At 58.2% G+C, this 17,242-nt stretch carries 15 protein-coding genes; 12 read left to right on the forward strand and 3 right to left on the reverse strand.

Annotation, left to right across the window (positions count from 1 at the left end):
• Positions 1-11 precede the first annotated feature (11 nt).
• Positions 12-719, forward strand: a complete 708-nt coding sequence (locus tag NL116_RS19880; RefSeq protein WP_140667760.1) for an arginyltransferase — start codon at positions 12-14, stop codon at positions 717-719.
• Between the two features lie 100 nt (positions 720-819).
• Positions 820-1,038 (forward strand): translation initiation factor IF-1, encoded by a 219-nt coding sequence (gene infA, locus NL116_RS19885; protein WP_002553999.1) that lies wholly within the window; start codon positions 820-822, stop codon positions 1,036-1,038.
• Between the two features lie 593 nt (positions 1,039-1,631).
• Here infA and clpA read toward each other — a convergent pair.
• Together clpA and clpS are read right to left on the reverse strand one after the other, a co-directional pair.
• The gene (gene clpA, locus NL116_RS19890) at positions 1,632-3,902 is read right to left on the reverse strand and encodes an ATP-dependent Clp protease ATP-binding subunit ClpA (protein ID WP_027925125.1); all 2,271 of its coding nucleotides are present in this window, start codon (positions 3,900-3,902) and stop codon (positions 1,632-1,634) included.
• Between the two features lie 30 nt (positions 3,903-3,932).
• Positions 3,933-4,295 (reverse strand): ATP-dependent Clp protease adapter ClpS, encoded by a 363-nt coding sequence (clpS, locus tag NL116_RS19895; RefSeq protein WP_046032480.1) that lies wholly within the window; start codon positions 4,293-4,295, stop codon positions 3,933-3,935.
• Between the two features lie 225 nt (positions 4,296-4,520).
• Between clpS and NL116_RS19900 the strand changes: the two genes are divergently transcribed.
• Positions 4,521-4,805 carry a cold shock domain-containing protein gene (locus NL116_RS19900; RefSeq protein ID WP_494373689.1) on the forward strand — a complete coding sequence of 95 codons (285 nt, stop codon included), beginning with the start codon at positions 4,521-4,523 and terminating at the stop codon, positions 4,803-4,805.
• Between the two features lie 85 nt (positions 4,806-4,890).
• On the opposite strand, the gene icd is transcribed toward NL116_RS19900, so the two are convergent.
• Entirely contained in the window at positions 4,891-6,147 is a 1,257-nt protein-coding gene (gene icd, locus NL116_RS19905) for an NADP-dependent isocitrate dehydrogenase (RefSeq protein ID WP_027925122.1), read from the reverse strand.
• A 494-nt stretch (positions 6,148-6,641) separates the two neighbouring features.
• Here icd and NL116_RS19910 point away from each other — a divergent pair, with 494 nt between their 5' ends.
• From NL116_RS19910 to aceA, 9 genes are all read left to right on the forward strand, one after another.
• A complete protein-coding gene (locus tag NL116_RS19910) occupies positions 6,642-8,867 on the forward strand; it encodes an NADP-dependent isocitrate dehydrogenase (protein WP_494373690.1) in 2,226 nt (741 codons plus the stop codon).
• A 111-nt stretch (positions 8,868-8,978) separates the two neighbouring features.
• Entirely contained in the window at positions 8,979-9,425 is a 447-nt protein-coding gene (locus NL116_RS19915; protein WP_494373691.1) for an NUDIX hydrolase, read from the forward strand.
• Between the two features lie 59 nt (positions 9,426-9,484).
• Positions 9,485-10,618 carry a tRNA 2-thiouridine(34) synthase MnmA gene (mnmA, locus tag NL116_RS19920; RefSeq protein ID WP_007946432.1) on the forward strand — a complete coding sequence of 378 codons (1,134 nt, stop codon included), beginning with the start codon at positions 9,485-9,487 and terminating at the stop codon, positions 10,616-10,618.
• The gene (gene hflD, locus NL116_RS19925; RefSeq protein WP_027925118.1) at positions 10,615-11,238 is read left to right on the forward strand and encodes a high frequency lysogenization protein HflD; all 624 of its coding nucleotides are present in this window, start codon (positions 10,615-10,617) and stop codon (positions 11,236-11,238) included. The genes mnmA and hflD overlap by 4 nt, the downstream gene beginning before the upstream one ends.
• Before the next feature lie 124 nt (positions 11,239-11,362).
• Positions 11,363-12,733 (forward strand): adenylosuccinate lyase, encoded by a 1,371-nt coding sequence (gene purB, locus NL116_RS19930; RefSeq protein ID WP_494373692.1) that lies wholly within the window; start codon positions 11,363-11,365, stop codon positions 12,731-12,733.
• Between the two features lie 86 nt (positions 12,734-12,819).
• Positions 12,820-13,989 (forward strand): ribosomal protein uL16 3-hydroxylase, encoded by a 1,170-nt coding sequence (locus tag NL116_RS19935; RefSeq protein ID WP_494373693.1) that lies wholly within the window; start codon positions 12,820-12,822, stop codon positions 13,987-13,989.
• Entirely contained in the window at positions 13,982-14,407 is a 426-nt protein-coding gene (locus NL116_RS19940; RefSeq protein WP_494373694.1) for a GNAT family N-acetyltransferase, read from the forward strand. The genes NL116_RS19935 and NL116_RS19940 overlap by 8 nt, the downstream gene beginning before the upstream one ends.
• Positions 14,408-14,633: 226 nt before the next feature.
• Positions 14,634-15,395: a secretin N-terminal domain-containing protein gene (locus tag NL116_RS19945; RefSeq protein ID WP_494373695.1), complete on the forward strand. Its 762-nt coding sequence runs from the start codon at positions 14,634-14,636 to the stop codon at positions 15,393-15,395.
• 475 nt (positions 15,396-15,870) lie between these two features.
• Positions 15,871-17,196, forward strand: a complete 1,326-nt coding sequence (gene aceA / locus NL116_RS19950) for an isocitrate lyase (protein WP_123432256.1) — start codon at positions 15,871-15,873, stop codon at positions 17,194-17,196.
• Positions 17,197-17,242: the final 46 nt, after the last annotated feature.

Genomic DNA, 17,242 nt, shown 5'->3' on the forward strand with positions numbered 1-17,242 from the left:
GAGGGTTGATCATGACCGAGTTGGCGCGTTTGAAGTTCTATGCCACTCAGCCCCACTCTTGCAGCTATCTGCCAGATGAACAGGCCACGACCCTGTTTCTCGACCCTAGCCAGCCCATGGATGTGCATGTCTATGCAGATTTGTCTGAAATGGGTTTTCGGCGCAGCGGCGACCACCTTTACCGGCCTCATTGCCAGAACTGCAATGCGTGCGTCCCGGCGCGTATCCCCGTGGCGCAATTCACCCCTAATCGCCAACAGAAACGCATTTTCAAACGCAACGCCGACCTGCAGGTTCGCCCGGCGAGGGCGCAGTTCAGTGAAGAGTATTTCGATCTTTATCAGCGCTACATCGAACAGCGCCACGCTGATGGCGACATGTATCCACCGAGTCGCGATCAGTTCTCTACTTTCCTGGTGCGCGACCTGCCGTTCTCGCGCTTCTATGAATTTCGTCTCGAAGGGCGGCTGCTGGCGGTGGCCGTCACCGACTTACTGCCGAACGGTCTGTCGGCGGTGTACACCTTCTACGAACCGGCCGAAGAGCGCCGCAGCCTGGGACGTTTCGCGATTTTGTGGCAGATCGGCGAGACCCGGCGCCTTGGGCTGGAGGCTGTCTACCTCGGCTACTGGATCAAAAACTGCAAAAAGATGAGCTACAAGACCCAATATCGGCCAATCGAACTGCTGATTAATCAACGCTGGGTCATCCTGAACTAGAACCCCTTGGCTTAAACCCCATTTTTCGGGCACAATGCACGCCGCTTTTGCCTGGCGCAGTTGCACCGGGCCATTCATTGGACACCGAGGGCTTTACTGCATGTCGAAAGAAGACAGCTTCGAAATGGAAGGCACTGTCGTCGACACCCTGCCCAACACCATGTTTCGTGTGGAGTTGGAAAATGGGCACGTCGTAACCGCGCATATCTCCGGCAAGATGCGCAAGAACTACATTCGTATTCTTACCGGTGACAAAGTGCGCGTCGAGCTGACGCCCTATGACTTGAGCAAAGGGCGCATCACTTACCGCGCTCGCTAATCAAGTCAATACAAAACGCCCGGCTCTGCCGGGCGTTTTTGTTTGCCTGCGATTTGGTGGGGTCTTGGGTTTTGGGTTTTGGGTTTTGGGTATATATCCGTTGCTGCGGTGATGGCTGAATAGGGTTTCGCTCTTACAGCGAGTCCCTTTTTCAAACGCCAAAAAGTAAGCAAAAGGCTTTGCCCCGGCGTACGGCACTTCGCTAAAGCTCAGTGTTCCCTCGCTACGGTATCCATCAGGGGGCATCGCCTACGGCCTGCTTCGCGACGACCTCCTCTCGATGTGTGCGGCTTCGCCGCACGGCGCTACGCGCCTAACTCCCTGATGAACACCTATGCTCGGCCTGCCGAAGGGGCAAAAGATCAAAATCAAGATCACAATCAAGATCAACGTCAAGCAAAAGCCTAAGCGAGGGGCCGGACACTCGGGGCGAGACCTTTGGTTACTTTGGGCTGGGCCCGCACTCCGGCGCTTGCCAAAGTGACACGCCGTAAGGGCGGTACCATTAGCGGCCGTTACCGCAGCAACGGATATCCACCCAATCTAATAGAAAAAAAAAAGGCGCCCGAAGGCGCCTTTTCGCTTTACAGCCGTCAGGCCATTTCAGCCGTGGTCTCAAACTCGAAGGTCAGCTCGCCGTCCTTCAGATCGATATGCACCACGCCACCATGGTCCGCCAGCTCGCCAAAGAGAATCTCTTCGGCCAGTGGACGCTTGATCTTGTCCTGGATCAAACGCGCCATTGGGCGAGCGCCCATTGCCGTGTCGTAGCCACCCACTGCCAGCCACCCGCGTGCTGCATCTGTCACTTCGAGCTGTACGCGCTTGTCTTCCAGCTGCGCCTGAAGCTCGGTAAGGAACTTGTCCACCACGCTTTTGATGACCTCATGACTGAGGCGACCAAACTGGATAATGGTGTCCAGACGGTTGCGGAACTCTGGCGTGAAGCTTTTCTTGATCACTTCCATCGCATCGGACGAGTGGTCCTGATGGGTGAAACCGATCGAAGCACGCGCCGCTGTTTCGGCACCGGCGTTGGTCGTCATGATGACGATCACGTTACGGAAATCCGCCTTGCGCCCGTTGTTATCGGTCAGCGTACCGTGGTCCATGACCTGCAGCAGCAGGTTGAAGACTTCCGGATGCGCCTTCTCGATCTCATCGAGTAACAGCACGCAGTGAGGCTGCTTGGTGATGGCTTCAGTCAGCAGGCCGCCCTGATCGAACCCGACATAGCCTGGAGGCGCACCGATCAGACGCGATACGGTGTGGCGTTCCATGTACTCGGACATGTCGAAGCGAACCAGTTCAATGCCCAACGCCTTGGCCAGCTGACGCGCCGCTTCGGTTTTACCGACACCGGTAGGCCCTGCGAACAGGAACGAACCGACTGGCTTGTCAGGCGACTTGAGGCCGGCACGGGACAGTTTGATCGCGGTCGACAGTGAGTCGATCGCAGCATCCTGGCCAAATACCGTCAGCTTCAGGTCACGCTCAAGGTTACGCAGCAGCTCTTTATCGGAGCTGGTAACGTGCTTAGGCGGAATCCGCGCGATTTTCGCGACGATGTCCTCGACCTGAGGCACTTCGATGCGTTTCACCCGTTTCTCGATTGGCTGCAGACGCTGGTAGGCGCCCGCCTCGTCGATAACGTCGATGGCTTTGTCCGGCATGTGCCGGTCATTGATATAGCGCGAAGCCAGTTCAGCCGCCGCACGCAGCGCCTCATCACTGTATTCGATGTTGTGGTGCGCTTCGAAACGCCCCTTCAGGCCGCGCAGGATGCCAATGGTGTCTTCCACCGAAGGCTCCGACACATCGACCTTCTGGAAGCGTCGTGCCAAGGCACGGTCCTTCTCGAAGATCCCGCGGAATTCCTGGAACGTGGTCGAACCGATGCAACGGATATCACCCGAGGACAGCAGCGGCTTGAGCAGGTTCGAGGCATCCATGACGCCACCGGAAGCGGCACCCGCACCGATAATGGTGTGGATTTCGTCGATGAACAGGATCGCCTGCGGACGTTTTTTCAGCTCATTGAGCAGCGCCTTGAAGCGCTTCTCGAAATCGCCACGGTATTTGGTCCCAGCCAGCAAGGCACCCAAGTCGAGGGAATAAACCACGCTGTTGGCCAGCAGGTCCGGCACCTGGTTGTCGACAATGCGTTTGGCCAGCCCTTCGGCAATCGCGGTTTTACCCACGCCCGCCTCGCCCACCAGCAGCGGATTGTTTTTACGACGGCGCGCCAGGATCTGCGCGACGCGTTCGACTTCCAGCTCACGGCCTACCAATGGATCAATTCGACCCTGGCGCGCAAGTTCGTTGAGGTTGCTGGCATAAGCATCCAGAGGATTGCCTGAAGATGAAGACTCACCGCCCTCGTCGTCCTGCATGTCTTGCTCACCTTCAGAGTGATCGCCATGCCCCGGCACTTTGGAAATGCCATGGGCGATGTAGTTGACGACATCGATGCGCGCAACGCTCTGCTGTTTCAGCAGAAACACTGCCTGACTCTCTTGCTCACTGAAGATCGCGACCAGCACGTTGGCACCAGTCACTTCACGCTTGCCCGAGCTCTGTACGTGAAAAACAGCACGTTGCAGTACACGCTGGAAGCCCAGGGTTGGCTGGGTTTCACGGTCCTCGTCGTGGACGGGGATCAGTGGCGTGGTGGAGTCGATGAACTCCTGCAGGTCATGCTTGAGTTTGTCGAGGTTTGCGCCGCAGGCACGCAAAACGGTGGCGGCAGCCTCATTGTCCAATAGGGCCAGCAGGAGATGTTCGACGGTCATGAACTCATGACGCTTCGAACGGGCCTCCTTGAAGGCAAGATTGAGGGTGACTTCGAGCTCGCGGTTTAACATAGCTTCACCTCATACCCAAGTGGTCGGCGATTAACCGTCCTTCTCGATTTCACAGAGTAGCGGATGCTGGCTTTCCCTGGCGTACTGGTTGACCTGCATGGCCTTCGTCTCGGCGATGTCGCGGGTAAACACTCCACATACTGCCCGTCCTTCTGTATGGACGGCCAGCATGACCTTGGTCGCCAGCTCGCGATTCAGGTTAAAAAACACCTCGAGCACTTCGACGACGAAATCCATCGGTGTGTAGTCATCATTGAACAAAACCACCTTGTACATCGGCGGCGCCTGTAAAGCAGGCTTAGCCTCCTGAACAGCAATGCCTGCGGAATCGTCGTCGTGTGAATCAGGGCGATCCTGATTGAATGTTAGTCGAATCTGGCTGATTGCATGCATGGAAAGAAAGGTTCGTCAGTTGTGCTAATACAGTGGTGGGGGCGGCTAAGGACGATTTCAACACCAACCGCCCGGTCACCTTGACTATCGGGAAAACGGTGTTACAACCAATAGAGCCCACAGTGGGTAAAAAAGGTCCGCGGAGTCAATCTTATTTGTTAAGACTGACTGCGGATGTACTGGATGATACTCCAGTGATGGAGTCTGTTGCAGAGGGATATGAGCATGGCAGTCGGCAAGGTGAAATGGTTCAACAACGCCAAGGGATTCGGTTTCATTAACACCGACGCCAGAGAAGGTCGTGACGAGGACGGCAAGGCACTCGATTTATTTGCACACTATTCCGCCATCGAGATGGACGGCTACAAGACCCTCAAGGCTGGGCAGATCGTCAGCTTCGAGATCGTTCAGGGCCCCAAAGGGCTGCACGCCGTCAAAATCACAGACAAACCGGCCGTGGACGCCGCCGTAGCTACCGCTACCAGCACCCACGTCGATGTTGTGAGCTGATTTCTACGATTCAAGGCATCCGGTCAAAAAAAACCACCCGGCTCAATCACTCGAGCCGGGTGGTTTTATTGCAGCCGCTTTTCGCTTACATATGCGAGATCAGCGCATCACCAAAACCAGAAGACGACACAAGCTTCGCGCCGTCCATCAGGCGTTCGAAGTCATAGGTCACGGTTTTGGCGGAAATCGCCCCGTTGGTGCCCTTGATGATCAGGTCGGCCGCTTCGGTCCAGCCCATGTGGCGCAGCATCATTTCAGCAGACAGGATCAGCGAGCCCGGGTTGACCTGGTCCTTGCCGGCGTACTTCGGCGCGGTACCGTGGGTCGCCTCGAACATGGCAATGGTGTCGGACAGGTTGGCACCCGGTGCGATACCAATACCGCCCACTTCCGCCGCCAGGGCGTCGGAGAGGTAGTCGCCGTTCAGGTTCAGGGTCGCGATGACATCGTATTCGGCCGGACGCAGCAGGATCTGCTGAAGCATGGCGTCAGCGATGGCGTCCTTGACGATGACGTTCTTGCCGGTTTTCGGGTTCTTGAACTGCATCCACGGACCGCCGTCGAGCAGGGTCGCGCCGAACTCTTCAGCCGCCACTTCGTAGGCCCATTCCTTGAAGGCACCTTCGGTGAACTTCATGATGTTGCCTTTGTGCACGATGGTCAGCGAGTCGCGATCGTTGTCGACCACATACTGCAGGGCCTTGCGCGCGAGACGCTTGGTGCCTTGCAGCGAAACCGGCTTGATGCCGATACCGCAGTTTTCGTCGAAACGGATCTTGGTGACGCCCATTTCATCTTTGAGGAACTTGATGACTTTGGTCGCTTCCGGCGAACCGGCTTTCCACTCAATACCGGCGTAGATGTCTTCCGAGTTCTCACGGAAGATCGTCATGTCGACGTCGCCTGGCTTTTTCACCGGGCTAGGCACGCCTTCGAACCAGCGCACTGGGCGCAGGCACACATAAAGGTCGAGTTGCTGACGCAGGGCCACGTTCAGGGAACGAATGCCGCCACCGACCGGGGTGGTCAGAGGGCCCTTGATGGAAACCACGTAATCTTTAACTGCGTCCAGGGTTTCCTGGGGTAGCCAGGTGTCCTGATCGTAAACCTGAGTCGCTTTTTCCCCGGCGTAGACTTCCATCCAGGAAATTTTGCGCTCGCCGCCGTAAGCCTTCTTAACAGCAGCATCGACAACCTTGATCATGACCGGGCTGATATCAACACCAATACCATCGCCTTCGATGAAGGGAATGATCGGGTTGTTAGGAACATTGAGAGAATGGTCCGCGTTGACGGTGATTTTGTCGCCGACTGCTGGAACCTGAATCTTCTTGTATCCCATGCTGAACTCCATTGTTTGGATTGAACATCTGGCTTCGTTCGAGCGTACCCCAGTTAAATCGGCACGCAAACCCTATGTTCCATCCATCTGCCGCGAAGCTGCACAGTTCGCGACGTACAAGCCTGAAAGCAAAGGGAAAAGCGCCAAACTCAAGCACGGTGCAAGACTCTACGCCCCACTCGCCCCTGCGACCTTTAGACCAATGGACGAGAATCGTTGCATATGAACCATCGGCAGATTGCCAGCTACCTATGTATAATGCCGCCCGCTGACTAAAGGGTCACGACGGCGGAACGGCTCTATGATAAGAGTTTCCGCCCTATAAGCCGGCCTGTTACCGCAGCCCGATTGCTTGACGCCCTACTGATGCACCCAACATCACAGCAACGAAATCTCGATATTCGGCTCATGGATGACTTTGAACGAACGCGCTTACCCGGCGCACCTCGAGTTTCTGCGCACGCTTTAGCAAAGAAGAGAGAGTTAATCCGAATATGCCCACCCGCTCGAAGATCATCTATACCTTCACCGACGAAGCCCCAGCCCTCGCCACCTATTCACTGTTGCCTATCGTAGAGGCCTTTACCGCCTCGGCTGATATCGCCGTTGAAACCCGCGATATCTCTCTTGCAGGACGCATTCTGGCCAGCTTCCCCGAGCAACTGGGTGACAAAGCCGTAGCCGACCACCTCGCCGAACTGGGCGATCTGGCCGTTACGCCTGAAGCCAACATTATCAAGCTGCCGAACATCAGTGCTTCCGTACCGCAGCTGCAAGCCGCCATCAAAGAACTGCAAGCCCAGGGCTTCGCCGTTCCTGACTACCCGGAAACCGTCACCAGCGACGCCGACAAGCTCGCCAAGTCGCGCTACGACAAGATCAAGGGCAGCGCCGTAAACCCGGTACTGCGCGAAGGTAACTCCGATCGTCGTGCACCGCTGTCGGTCAAGAATTACGCTCGCAAGCACCCGCACAAAATGGGCGCCTGGGCTAAAGACTCCAAGTCTCACGTCGCACACATGAGCTCCGGTGATTTCTACGGCAGCGAAAAAGCCGCCCTGATCGAAGCCGCTGACGCCGTCAAAATCGAATTGATCGCTCAAGACGGCACCACCACCGTCCTGAAAGAAAAAACCACCGTACAAGCCGGTGAGATCCTCGATTGCGCGGTCATGAGCAAAAACGCTCTGCGCAGCTTTATCGCTGCCGAGATCGAAGACGCCAAAGCCAAAGGCGTACTGCTGTCGGTTCACCTCAAAGCCACCATGATGAAGGTCTCCGACCCGATCATGTTCGGCCAGATCGTTGCCGAGTTCTACAAAGACGCACTGGCCAAGCACGCTGACGTGCTGGCTCAGATCGGCTTCAACCTGAACAACGGCATCGGCGACCTGTACGCTCGCATCAAGGCCCTGCCGGCCGAACAGCAAGCGCAGATCGAAGCGGACATCCAGGCGGTCTACGCCGTTCGTCCGTCGTTGGCCATGGTCAACTCTGACAAAGGCATCACCAACCTGCACGTGCCGAGCGACGTCATCGTCGACGCCTCGATGCCGGCGATGATCCGTGACTCCGGCAAAATGTGGGGCACTGACGGTCAGTTGCACGACACCAAGGCTGTGATCCCGGATCGCTGCTACGCCACCATCTACCAGGCCGTCATCGAAGACTGCAAAGTCAACGGTGCTTTCGACCCAACCACCATGGGCAGCGTGCCAAACGTTGGCCTGATGGCGAAGAAAGCCGAAGAGTACGGTTCGCACGACAAGACCTTCCAGATCAAGACCAACGGTGTGGTTCGGGTTTCCGACAGCGCCGGTCGCACCTTGCTGGAACAGTCGGTTGAAGCCGGCGATACCTTCCGCATGTGCCAGACCAAAGACGCGCCGATCCAGGACTGGGTCAAGCTGGCCGTCAACCGTGCTCGCGCCAGCAGCACCCCGGCGATTTTCTGGCTGGACCCGATGCGCGCCCACGACGGCGTAGTGATCGAGAAAGTTCAGGCTTACCTGAAGGATCACGACACGGCCGGCCTGGACATCCAGATCATGGCACCCGTCGACGCAATGAAGTTCACCCTGCAGCGTACCCGCGAAGGCAAGGACACCATCTCGGTGACCGGCAACGTATTGCGCGATTACCTGACTGACCTGTTCCCGATCATGGAACTGGGCACCAGCGCCAAGATGCTGTCGATCGTGCCGCTGATGAATGGCGGCGGTCTGTTCGAAACCGGCGCTGGCGGTTCGGCTCCGAAGCACGTTCAACAGCTGCTGGAAGAGAACTTCCTGCGTTGGGATTCGCTGGGCGAGTTCCTGGCCCTGGCCGCTTCCCTTGAGCACCTGGGCGTGACCTACAACAACCCTAAGGCGCTGGTGCTGGCCAAGACCCTGGATCAGGCCACCGGCCAGTTCCTGGACAATAACAAGTCGCCATCGCGCAAAGTCGGCAACATCGACAACCGCGGCAGCCACTTCTACCTGGCGCTGTACTGGGCTCAGGCCCTGGCTGCCCAGACTGAAGACGCTGCACTGCAAGCGCAGTTCGCGACCCTGGCCAAAACCCTGACCGAGAACGAAGCGACCATCGTTGCCGAGCTCAACGCCGTTCAGGGCAAGCCAGTGGACATCGGCGGTTACTACCACGCCGACGCCGAGCTGATCAGCAAGGCCATGCGCCCTAGCGCAACCTTCAACGCAGCGGTTGCTGCGCTGGTTTAAGGGTGTAAGGATGCATCACAAACCCCGGCCGTCTGCCGGGGTTTGTGTTTTCAGGGATCACCTTATTCCTACACTTGACCGTATTTACACCTTGGAAATGGAGGAAGCTTCATGGACTGGAAACCCCACATCACCGTCGCCACCATCGTCGAAGACAATGGCCGCTTCCTGATGGTCGAAGAACTCAAGGGCGGACGAGCGGTACTCAACCAACCGGCCGGCCACCTCGACCCGAATGAAACCCTGATCGAAGCCGCGGTACGTGAAACCCTCGAAGAAACCGGCTGGGACGTCGAAGCCACCGGCGTAGTCGGCATTTACCTCTACACCGCCCCCAGCAACGGCGTGACGTACCAACGGGTTTGCTTCATCGCAAAACCGCTCAAACACCACCCGGACTACCAACTGGATGACGGCATCGTCGGCGCCAAGTGGCTGACGCGTGACGAATTACTTGAACAGCGCGCAAACTGGCGCAGCGAGCTGATCATCCGCTGTATCGATGATTATCTGGACGGCAATCACTTCGGTCTCGAACTGATCCGCCCTTCTCTTTAGCCTTGCGGGCTCCGGCCTGCTAGAATCGCGTCCTTTTTCAAGACACTCATTGAATCCCTATGCGTGATCCAGCCCCTTCTGACACACAAAAGAAGCGCGTCATTGTCGGCATGTCCGGCGGCGTGGACTCTTCCGTTTCCGCTCTCCTGCTGATCGAGCAGGGTTATGAGGTGGAAGGCCTGTTCATGAAGAACTGGGAAGAAGACGATGGAACGGAATACTGCACCGCCATGGACGACCTGGCGGATGCGCAGGCTGTGTGCGACAAAATCGGCATCAAGCTGCACACCGCCAACTTCGCTGCCGAGTACTGGGACAACGTGTTCGAGCACTTCCTGGCCGAATACAAGGCCGGTCGCACACCAAACCCGGACATCCTGTGCAACCGCGAGATCAAGTTCAAGGCGTTCCTCGACTACGCCATGATGCTCGGCGCCGACCTGATCGCCACCGGTCACTACGTGCGCCGGCGCGACATCGACGGTCGTACCGAACTGCTGAAGGGCCTGGACGCGAACAAGGACCAGAGCTATTTCCTGCACGCGGTCGGCGGCGAACAGATCGCCAAGACCCTGTTCCCGGTCGGCGAACTGGAAAAGCCTGAAGTCCGCGCGATTGCCGAGAAATACGAGCTGGCGACCGCGAAGAAAAAGGACTCCACCGGCATCTGCTTTATCGGCGAACGCCGTTTCAGCGACTTCCTCAAGCAATACCTGCCGGCGCAGCCAGGCGAGATCAAGACCACCGAAGGCGAAGTGATCGGCCGCCACCACGGCTTGATGTACCACACCATCGGCCAGCGCCAGGGCCTGGGCATCGGCGGCCTGAAAGACGCCAGTGACGAGCCGTGGTACGTGCTGATCAAGGACCTGGAGCACAACGAACTGATCGTTGGCCAGGGCAATGACCACCCGTATCTGTTCTCCCGCGCCCTGCTCGCTTCGGACATCTATTGGGTCAACCCGATTGATTTGACCGAGCCGCGCAAGCTGACCGCCAAGGTCCGCTATCGCCAGAGCGACCAGCCGTGCACGCTGGAAAAAACCGCTACCGGCTACCGCGCCACCTTCGATGACCCGCAACGCGCGGTCACGCCCGGCCAGTCCGTGGTGTTTTACGACGGTGAAATCTGCCTGGGTGGCGGCGTTATCGAAATTGCCGAGCCGTGGACCAGCAAAGGCCAGCAGCAATGAGCCCCACTCAGGAGCAACTGACGGCGCTGGGCGGTGTGTTTCTGGCTGCCGTCCTCGTCGACAAGATTGCCAAGACCGGCCAGACCACCGAGGCCGGTCTGACCTGCATGCTCGGCAGCTTGCTGATTCGCGACCCCAAGGACACGCTGGAAGTCTACGGCGGGGACGACCTCAATCTGCGCGAGGGTTATCGCGCCCTGGTAGGCGCCCTTGAACGCGACCCTAGCGCCCTTCAGCGTGAACCCTTGCGTTACGCGCTGGCGATGCTAGGTCTGGAACGTCAACTGGCCAAGCGTGGCGACATGCTGGACGTGATCGGCAAGCGTTTGCCGCAGATTCAATCCCAGGTCGAACACTTCGGCCCGGCTCACGAAAACGTGATCGCCGCGTGTGGCGCGCTGTACCAGGACACCCTGAGCACCTTGCGCCAACGGATTCAGGTCCACGGCGACATGCGCAACCTGCAGCAGCCGAGCAATGCCTCGAAGATCCGCGCCCTGTTGCTCGCCGGGATTCGCTCGGCGCGCCTGTGGCGGCAGTTGGGCGGTCATCGCTGGCAGTTGGTGATCAGCCGTCGCAAATTGTTGAAAGAGCTTTACCCCTTGATGCGTAACGAATAAGTCGCGCAGACAACTATTTACTCCGCATTACGCGTAATACGCCGGTCAGTTGGCAACGGACCGACGGATTTTTTCATGTATGATACGCGCCCCATTTCGTTGCCCGACTGTCCGAGAACACCCCATGCAGCTTTCTTCGCTCACTGCGGTTTCCCCTGTTGACGGCCGCTACGCCGGCAAAACCCAGGCCCTGCGCCCGATTTTCAGCGAATACGGCCTGATCCGTGCTCGCGTTCTGGTTGAAGTGCGCTGGCTCCAGCGCCTGGCCGCTCACCCTGGTATCAGCGAAGTGCCGGCATTCTCCGCCGAAGCCAACGCTGTGCTGAACACCCTGGCGGAAAACTTCGCTCTGGAGCACGCCGAGCGTGTCAAAGAGATCGAGCGCACCACCAACCACGACGTCAAAGCCATCGAATACCTGCTCAAAGAGCAAGCGGCCAAGCTGCCAGAACTGGCGGCCGTCAGCGAATTCATCCACTTTGCCTGCACCAGCGAGGACATCAATAACCTGTCCCACGCCCTGATGCTGCGCGAAGGCCGTGATGACGTGATGCTGCCGCTGATGCGCCAAACTGCCGAAGCCATTCGCGAACTGGCCATCCGTTTTGCCGACGTGCCCATGCTGTCGCGCACCCACGGCCAGCCGGCTTCGCCGACCACCCTGGGCAAAGAGCTGGCAAACGTGGTTTACCGCCTGGAGCGTCAAATCGCTCAGGTCGCCGCCGTTCCGCTGCTGGGCAAAATCAACGGCGCTGTCGGCAACTACAACGCTCACCTGTCGGCCTACCCTGAGATCGACTGGGAAGAAAACGCCCGCGCCTTCATCGAAGACGAACTGGGCCTGGGTTTCAACCCGTACACCACGCAGATCGAACCGCACGACTACATCGCCGAGCTGTTCGACGCGATCGCTCGCTTCAACACCATCCTGATCGATTTCGACCGCGACATCTGGGGCTACATCTCCCTGGGTTATTTCAAACAGCGCACCATCGCTGGCGAAATCGGTTCCTCGACCATGCCGCACAAGGTCAACCCGATCGACTTCGAAAACTCCGAAGGCAACCTGGGTATCGCCAACGCACTGTTCCAGCACCTGGCGAGCAAACTGCCAATCTCCCGCTGGCAGCGCGACCTGACCGACTCCACCGTACTGCGTAACCTCGGTGTCGGCTTCGCCCACAGCGTGATCGCGTACGAAGCCAGCCTCAAAGGCATCAGTAAACTGGAGCTCAACGCCCAGAAGATCGCTGCCGACCTGGACGCGTGCTGGGAAGTGCTGGCCGAGCCGATCCAGACCGTGATGCGTCGCTACAACATCGAAAATCCGTACGAAAAGCTGAAAGAACTGACCCGCGGCAAGGGCATCAGCCCAGAAGCACTGCAGACTTTCATCGACGGCCTGGACATGCCAGCCGCCGCCAAGGCCGAGCTGAAATTGCTCACCCCGACGAACTACATCGGTAACGCTGTAGAGCAAGCCAAACGCATTTGATCGACCGCTGGACCTGCTTGAGACGCCCGGCCGCGCCGGGCGTTTTTATTCCTGTCTAAAAAGTAGTTTTTTTCAATAGGTTACACATGAATCCTGACATTCCTCTTCAACTTCTGGGCGGCATCACGGCGCGCGAATTCCTGCGCGACTACTGGCAGAAAAAACCGCTGCTGATCCGCCAGGCGATTCCTGATTTCGAAAGCCCGATCGACGCCGACGAACTGGCCGGCCTGGCGCTGGAAGAAGAAGTCGAATCGCGCCTGGTGATCGAGAACGGCGAACGTCCTTGGGAATTGCGCCGCGGCCCGTTTGCCGAAGACGAATTCAGCAAATTGCCGGAACGTGACTGGACCCTGCTGGTTCAAGCGGTCGACCAGTTTGTGCCGGAAGTCAGCGAACTGCTGGAACAGTTCCGCTTTCTGCCGAGCTGGCGCGTCGACGACGTGATGATCAGCTTCGCCGCCCCAGGTGGCAGCGTTGGTCCGCACTTCGATAACTACGACGTGTTCCTGCTGCAAGGCCACGGCAAGCGCAACTGGAAAATCGGCCAGATGTGCGATTCCGAGAGCACGCTGTTGCCACACGCGGACCTGCGCATCCTCGCTGACTTCGAAGCCACCGAAGAGTGGGTCCTGGAACCGGGCGACATGCTGTACCTGCCACCCCGCCTGGCTCACTGCGGCGTCGCAGTCGATGACTGCATGACGTACTCGGTGGGCTTCCGTGCGCCGAGCGCCGCTGAAGTGCTGACCCACTTCACCGACTTCCTCAGCCAGTTCCTGACCGACGAAGAGCGTTACACCGACGCTGATGCCCTGCCTGCAGTCGATCCACACCAGATCCAGCATGACGCCCTTGATCGCCTGAAAAGCCTGCTGGCCGAACACATGAGCGACGAGCGCCTGCTGCTGACCTGGTTTGGCCAGTACATGACCGAGCCGCGCTACCCGGAGCTCGTCGTTGGCCCCGAAGAGATCGAGGAAGACGACCTGCTCGCCAGCCTTGAACAAGGCGCCGTCCTGATCCGCAACCCAAGCGCGCGCCTGGCCTGGTCCGAAGTGGATGACGACCTGCTGCTGTTCGCCAGCGGCCAGAGCCGTTACCTGCCAGGCAAACTGCGCGAGCTGCTGAAAATGATCTGCGCCGCTGACGCCCTGCACATCGACAACCTCGGCGATTGGCTGAGCGACGAAGACGGTCGTGGCCTGATCTGCGAATTGATCAAGCAAGGCAGCCTGGGGTTTGCTGATGAATAAAATTCACGTACGTGTCGCAGACTGGCAGAAGGACATCGCCGAGATCCGGCGCATTCGTGAGACGGTATTCATCGCCGAGCAATCCGTTCCACCTGAGCTGGAATGGGATGCCGATGATGCCACTGCGGTGCATTTCCTGGCCTTTGAAGGCGACTTTCCGGTTGGCACCGCTCGCTTGCTGCCCGATGGTCACATCGGCCGGGTATCGGTACTCAAGGACTGGCGTGGCCTGAAGGTCGGCGATGCGCTGATGCATGCAGTCATTGGTGAAGCGGAGAAACGCGGGCTGAAGCAGCAACAGCTCAGCGCGCAAGTGCAGGCCACGGCGTTCTACGAGCGCCTTGGTTTTCACATTCTCAGCGAGGAATTCCTGGAAGCCGGGATTCCGCATGTGGACATGGTGCGTCACTCCGCATAACACCCTATGGCGAGGGGCTTGCCCCTGTTGGGCTGCGTAGTAGCCCTAAAATCTTGGGGCCACTGCGCGACCCCACGAGGGCAAGCCCCCCCTCGCCACAGAGAACACCACAAAACGCCCCGCCTTTTTCGGATGCCGGGGCGTTTTGCTGTCTACGATTCAACTTGCACCACGCCGGGCCGACAAACTGGCACTATCAACACATTAGAAGGCGGAGATAACGGATATGTCCCTACGCACCCTGCTCACCACCCTGTTGCTGACCTGCAGTTTTTCAGCCATGGCCGCCACCGAGATCGTGCCCTTAAACTACCGCACCAGCGCCGACATGCTGCCCGTGGCGCAGGATTTCATAGGCAATGAAGGCCAAGTCAGTGCTTACGGCAATCAGCTGATTGTCAACGCAGATCAACGCAAAATCGACGAACTTAAAACCCTGATCAGCCAACTCGACGTCGCCGCCAAGCGCCTGTTGATTACCGTCGACACCAATGACAACAACTTTCAGGGCGATCAAGGCCCCGCAGTCAACGGCGCCAAGCCAAGTCAGACCCGCATCATCAATTACGGCACCGCCAGCCGTGACGGCGGCATTCAGCAGATTCAGGCCAGCGAAGGCACTCCCGCATTGATTCAGGTCGGCCAGAGTGTGCCGCTTACCAGCTCGCAGCCCGATTCCTACGGTGATTTGCGCAGCCAGACCGAATACCGCAACGTCACGCAAGGCTTCTACGTAACCGCCAGCGTCACCGGCGACATCGTTCACCTCGCGATCAGTACCAACCGTGACCGCATGAGCCAGGAACGCCCCGATGTAGTGAACGTGCAAAGTACCGACACAACTGTCACGGGCCGCCTCGGCGAATGGATCCTGCTGGCTGGCGTCAACAGCCAGACCCAGGCCGACAAACAGGGCACGAGCCGGAACTACGCGACTCAGGGCCGGGATGACATGACCCTGCGGGTGAAAGTCGATACTTTGGACTAAACCACCGAAAACTGACTGATTAGTCGTATTAGACCAAAGATGTAGTGCCTTAAAAAAAGCACTACAAAACGTTTGACGATCGAAAAAAGCAAAGGCATGATGGCCTCGCTCCCGCTGATCAGGGGCCCTGGCAAGGGCCTTCGAAGCGATGCTCGCACCTACCCCGCGAGCCGCTTCGTGTCTGTACCGCCCACAAGGTGTGTTTGACGAGGTTGCCGACTGGAACGAAGTTGTCCCGAGGGACGGAAGCGTAATTAGGTAACCCGGCTTCACACTGATGTTTGCACCAAGGCCCACGATGCCTGAATGCGTTCGCCAGTTTGCCCTTACCTGCTCACTTCCCCTCGAGCCCCTCGTTCATCCTGTCGACACCCCCGCCAAATCCGACTTGACCATCCAAGCTTCTGGTCAGCGAGCGCATGAATTTTTCACCGCAGAACAACTTTCCGTAAAAGACGCGACGAGGTTTATCTCCATGGCACTGACACGCGAACAGCAAATTGCAGCCCTCGAAAAAGATTGGGCTGAAAACCCACGCTGGAAAGGCGTGACTCGCGCTTACTCCGCTGCTGACGTCGTCCGCCTGCGTGGCTCGGTTCAACCTGAGCACACCTTTGCAAAAATGGGCGCCGAGAAGCTGTGGAACCTGGTGACCCAGGGCGCCAAGCCATCCTTCCGTCCCGAGAAAGATTTCGTCAACTGCATGGGCGCCCTGACCGGCGGCCAGGCCGTACAGCAAGTTAAAGCCGGTATCCAGGCGATCTACCTGTCGGGCTGGCAAGTGGCTGCGGACAACAACTCCGCCGAATCGATGTACCCGGACCAGTCGCTGTACCCGGTGGACTCCGTTCCAACCGTGGTCAAGCGCATCAACAACTCGTTCCGTCGTGCTGACCAGATCCAGTGGAAAGCCGGCAAAGGCCCGGGCGACGAAGGCTACATCGACTACTTCGCTCCAATCGTGGCGGACGCTGAAGCCGGTTTCGGCGGCGTTCTGAACGCTTACGAGCTGATGAAGAGCATGATCGAAGCAGGCGCCGCCGGCGTTCACTTCGAAGACCAACTGGCTTCCGTGAAAAAATGCGGCCACATGGGCGGCAAGGTACTGGTTCCTACCCAGGAAGCTGTACAGAAGCTGACCGCTGCTCGTCTGGCAGCTGACGTTGCCGGTACGCCGACCATCATCCTGGCCCGTACCGACGCTAACGCTGCTGACTTGCTGACGTCCGACTGCGACCCGTACGACCAGCCATTCGTGACTGGCGAACGTACCCAGGAAGGCTTCTACAAAGTGCGCGCCGGTCTGGACCAGGCCATCGCTCGCGGCCTGGCTTACGCTCCGTACGCCGACCTGATCTGGTGCGAAACCGCCAAGCCGGATCTGGACGAGGCTCGTCGCTTCGCTGAAGCGATCAAAAAGGAATACCCGGACCAACTGCTGTCGTACAACTGCTCGCCTTCCTTCAACTGGAAGAAAAACCTGGACGACGCGACCATCGCCAAGTTCCAGCGCGAACTGTCCGCCATGGGTTACAAACACCAGTTCATCACCCTGGCCGGCATTCACAACATGTGGCACAGCATGTTCAACCTGGCGCACGACTACGCCCGCAACGACATGACTGCCTACGTGAAGTTGCAAGAGCAAGAGTTCGCTGACGCCTCGAAAGGCTACACCTTCGTGGCTCACCAGCAGGAAGTGGGCACCGGCTACTTCGACGACATGACCACTGTGATCCAAGGTGGCACGTCTTCGGTAACCGCACTGACCGGTTCGACTGAAGAAGAACAGTTCCACTGATCTGATTCGCCTGAACGATCGGCCGCTGCGGAACGGATAGACAGCT

The organism is Pseudomonas sp. FBCC-B1667, assembly GCF_059133255.1.

Excerpts from the sequence above, each read along its gene's own strand:
- aceA (WP_123432256.1), top strand. The coding sequence starts at position 15,871 with ATGGCACTGACACGCGAACAGCAAATTGCAGCCCTCGAAAAAGATTGG.
- hflD (WP_027925118.1), top strand. The coding sequence starts at position 10,615 with ATGAGCCCCACTCAGGAGCAACTGACGGCGCTGGGCGGTGTGTTTCTG.
- NL116_RS19945 (WP_494373695.1), top strand. The coding sequence starts at position 14,634 with ATGTCCCTACGCACCCTGCTCACCACCCTGTTGCTGACCTGCAGTTTT.
- NL116_RS19900 (WP_494373689.1), top strand. The coding sequence starts at position 4,521 with ATGGCAGTCGGCAAGGTGAAATGGTTCAACAACGCCAAGGGATTCGGT.
- NL116_RS19880 (WP_140667760.1), top strand. The coding sequence starts at position 12 with ATGACCGAGTTGGCGCGTTTGAAGTTCTATGCCACTCAGCCCCACTCT.
- clpA (WP_027925125.1), bottom strand. The coding sequence starts at position 3,902 with ATGTTAAACCGCGAGCTCGAAGTCACCCTCAATCTTGCCTTCAAGGAG.
- NL116_RS19910 (WP_494373690.1), top strand. The coding sequence starts at position 6,642 with ATGCCCACCCGCTCGAAGATCATCTATACCTTCACCGACGAAGCCCCA.
- NL116_RS19940 (WP_494373694.1), top strand. The coding sequence starts at position 13,982 with ATGAATAAAATTCACGTACGTGTCGCAGACTGGCAGAAGGACATCGCC.
- NL116_RS19915 (WP_494373691.1), top strand. The coding sequence starts at position 8,979 with ATGGACTGGAAACCCCACATCACCGTCGCCACCATCGTCGAAGACAAT.
- mnmA (WP_007946432.1), top strand. The coding sequence starts at position 9,485 with ATGCGTGATCCAGCCCCTTCTGACACACAAAAGAAGCGCGTCATTGTC.
- NL116_RS19935 (WP_494373693.1), top strand. The coding sequence starts at position 12,820 with ATGAATCCTGACATTCCTCTTCAACTTCTGGGCGGCATCACGGCGCGC.
- purB (WP_494373692.1), top strand. The coding sequence starts at position 11,363 with ATGCAGCTTTCTTCGCTCACTGCGGTTTCCCCTGTTGACGGCCGCTAC.
- clpS (WP_046032480.1), bottom strand. The coding sequence starts at position 4,295 with ATGCATGCAATCAGCCAGATTCGACTAACATTCAATCAGGATCGCCCT.
- icd (WP_027925122.1), bottom strand. The coding sequence starts at position 6,147 with ATGGGATACAAGAAGATTCAGGTTCCAGCAGTCGGCGACAAAATCACC.
- infA (WP_002553999.1), top strand. The coding sequence starts at position 820 with ATGTCGAAAGAAGACAGCTTCGAAATGGAAGGCACTGTCGTCGACACC.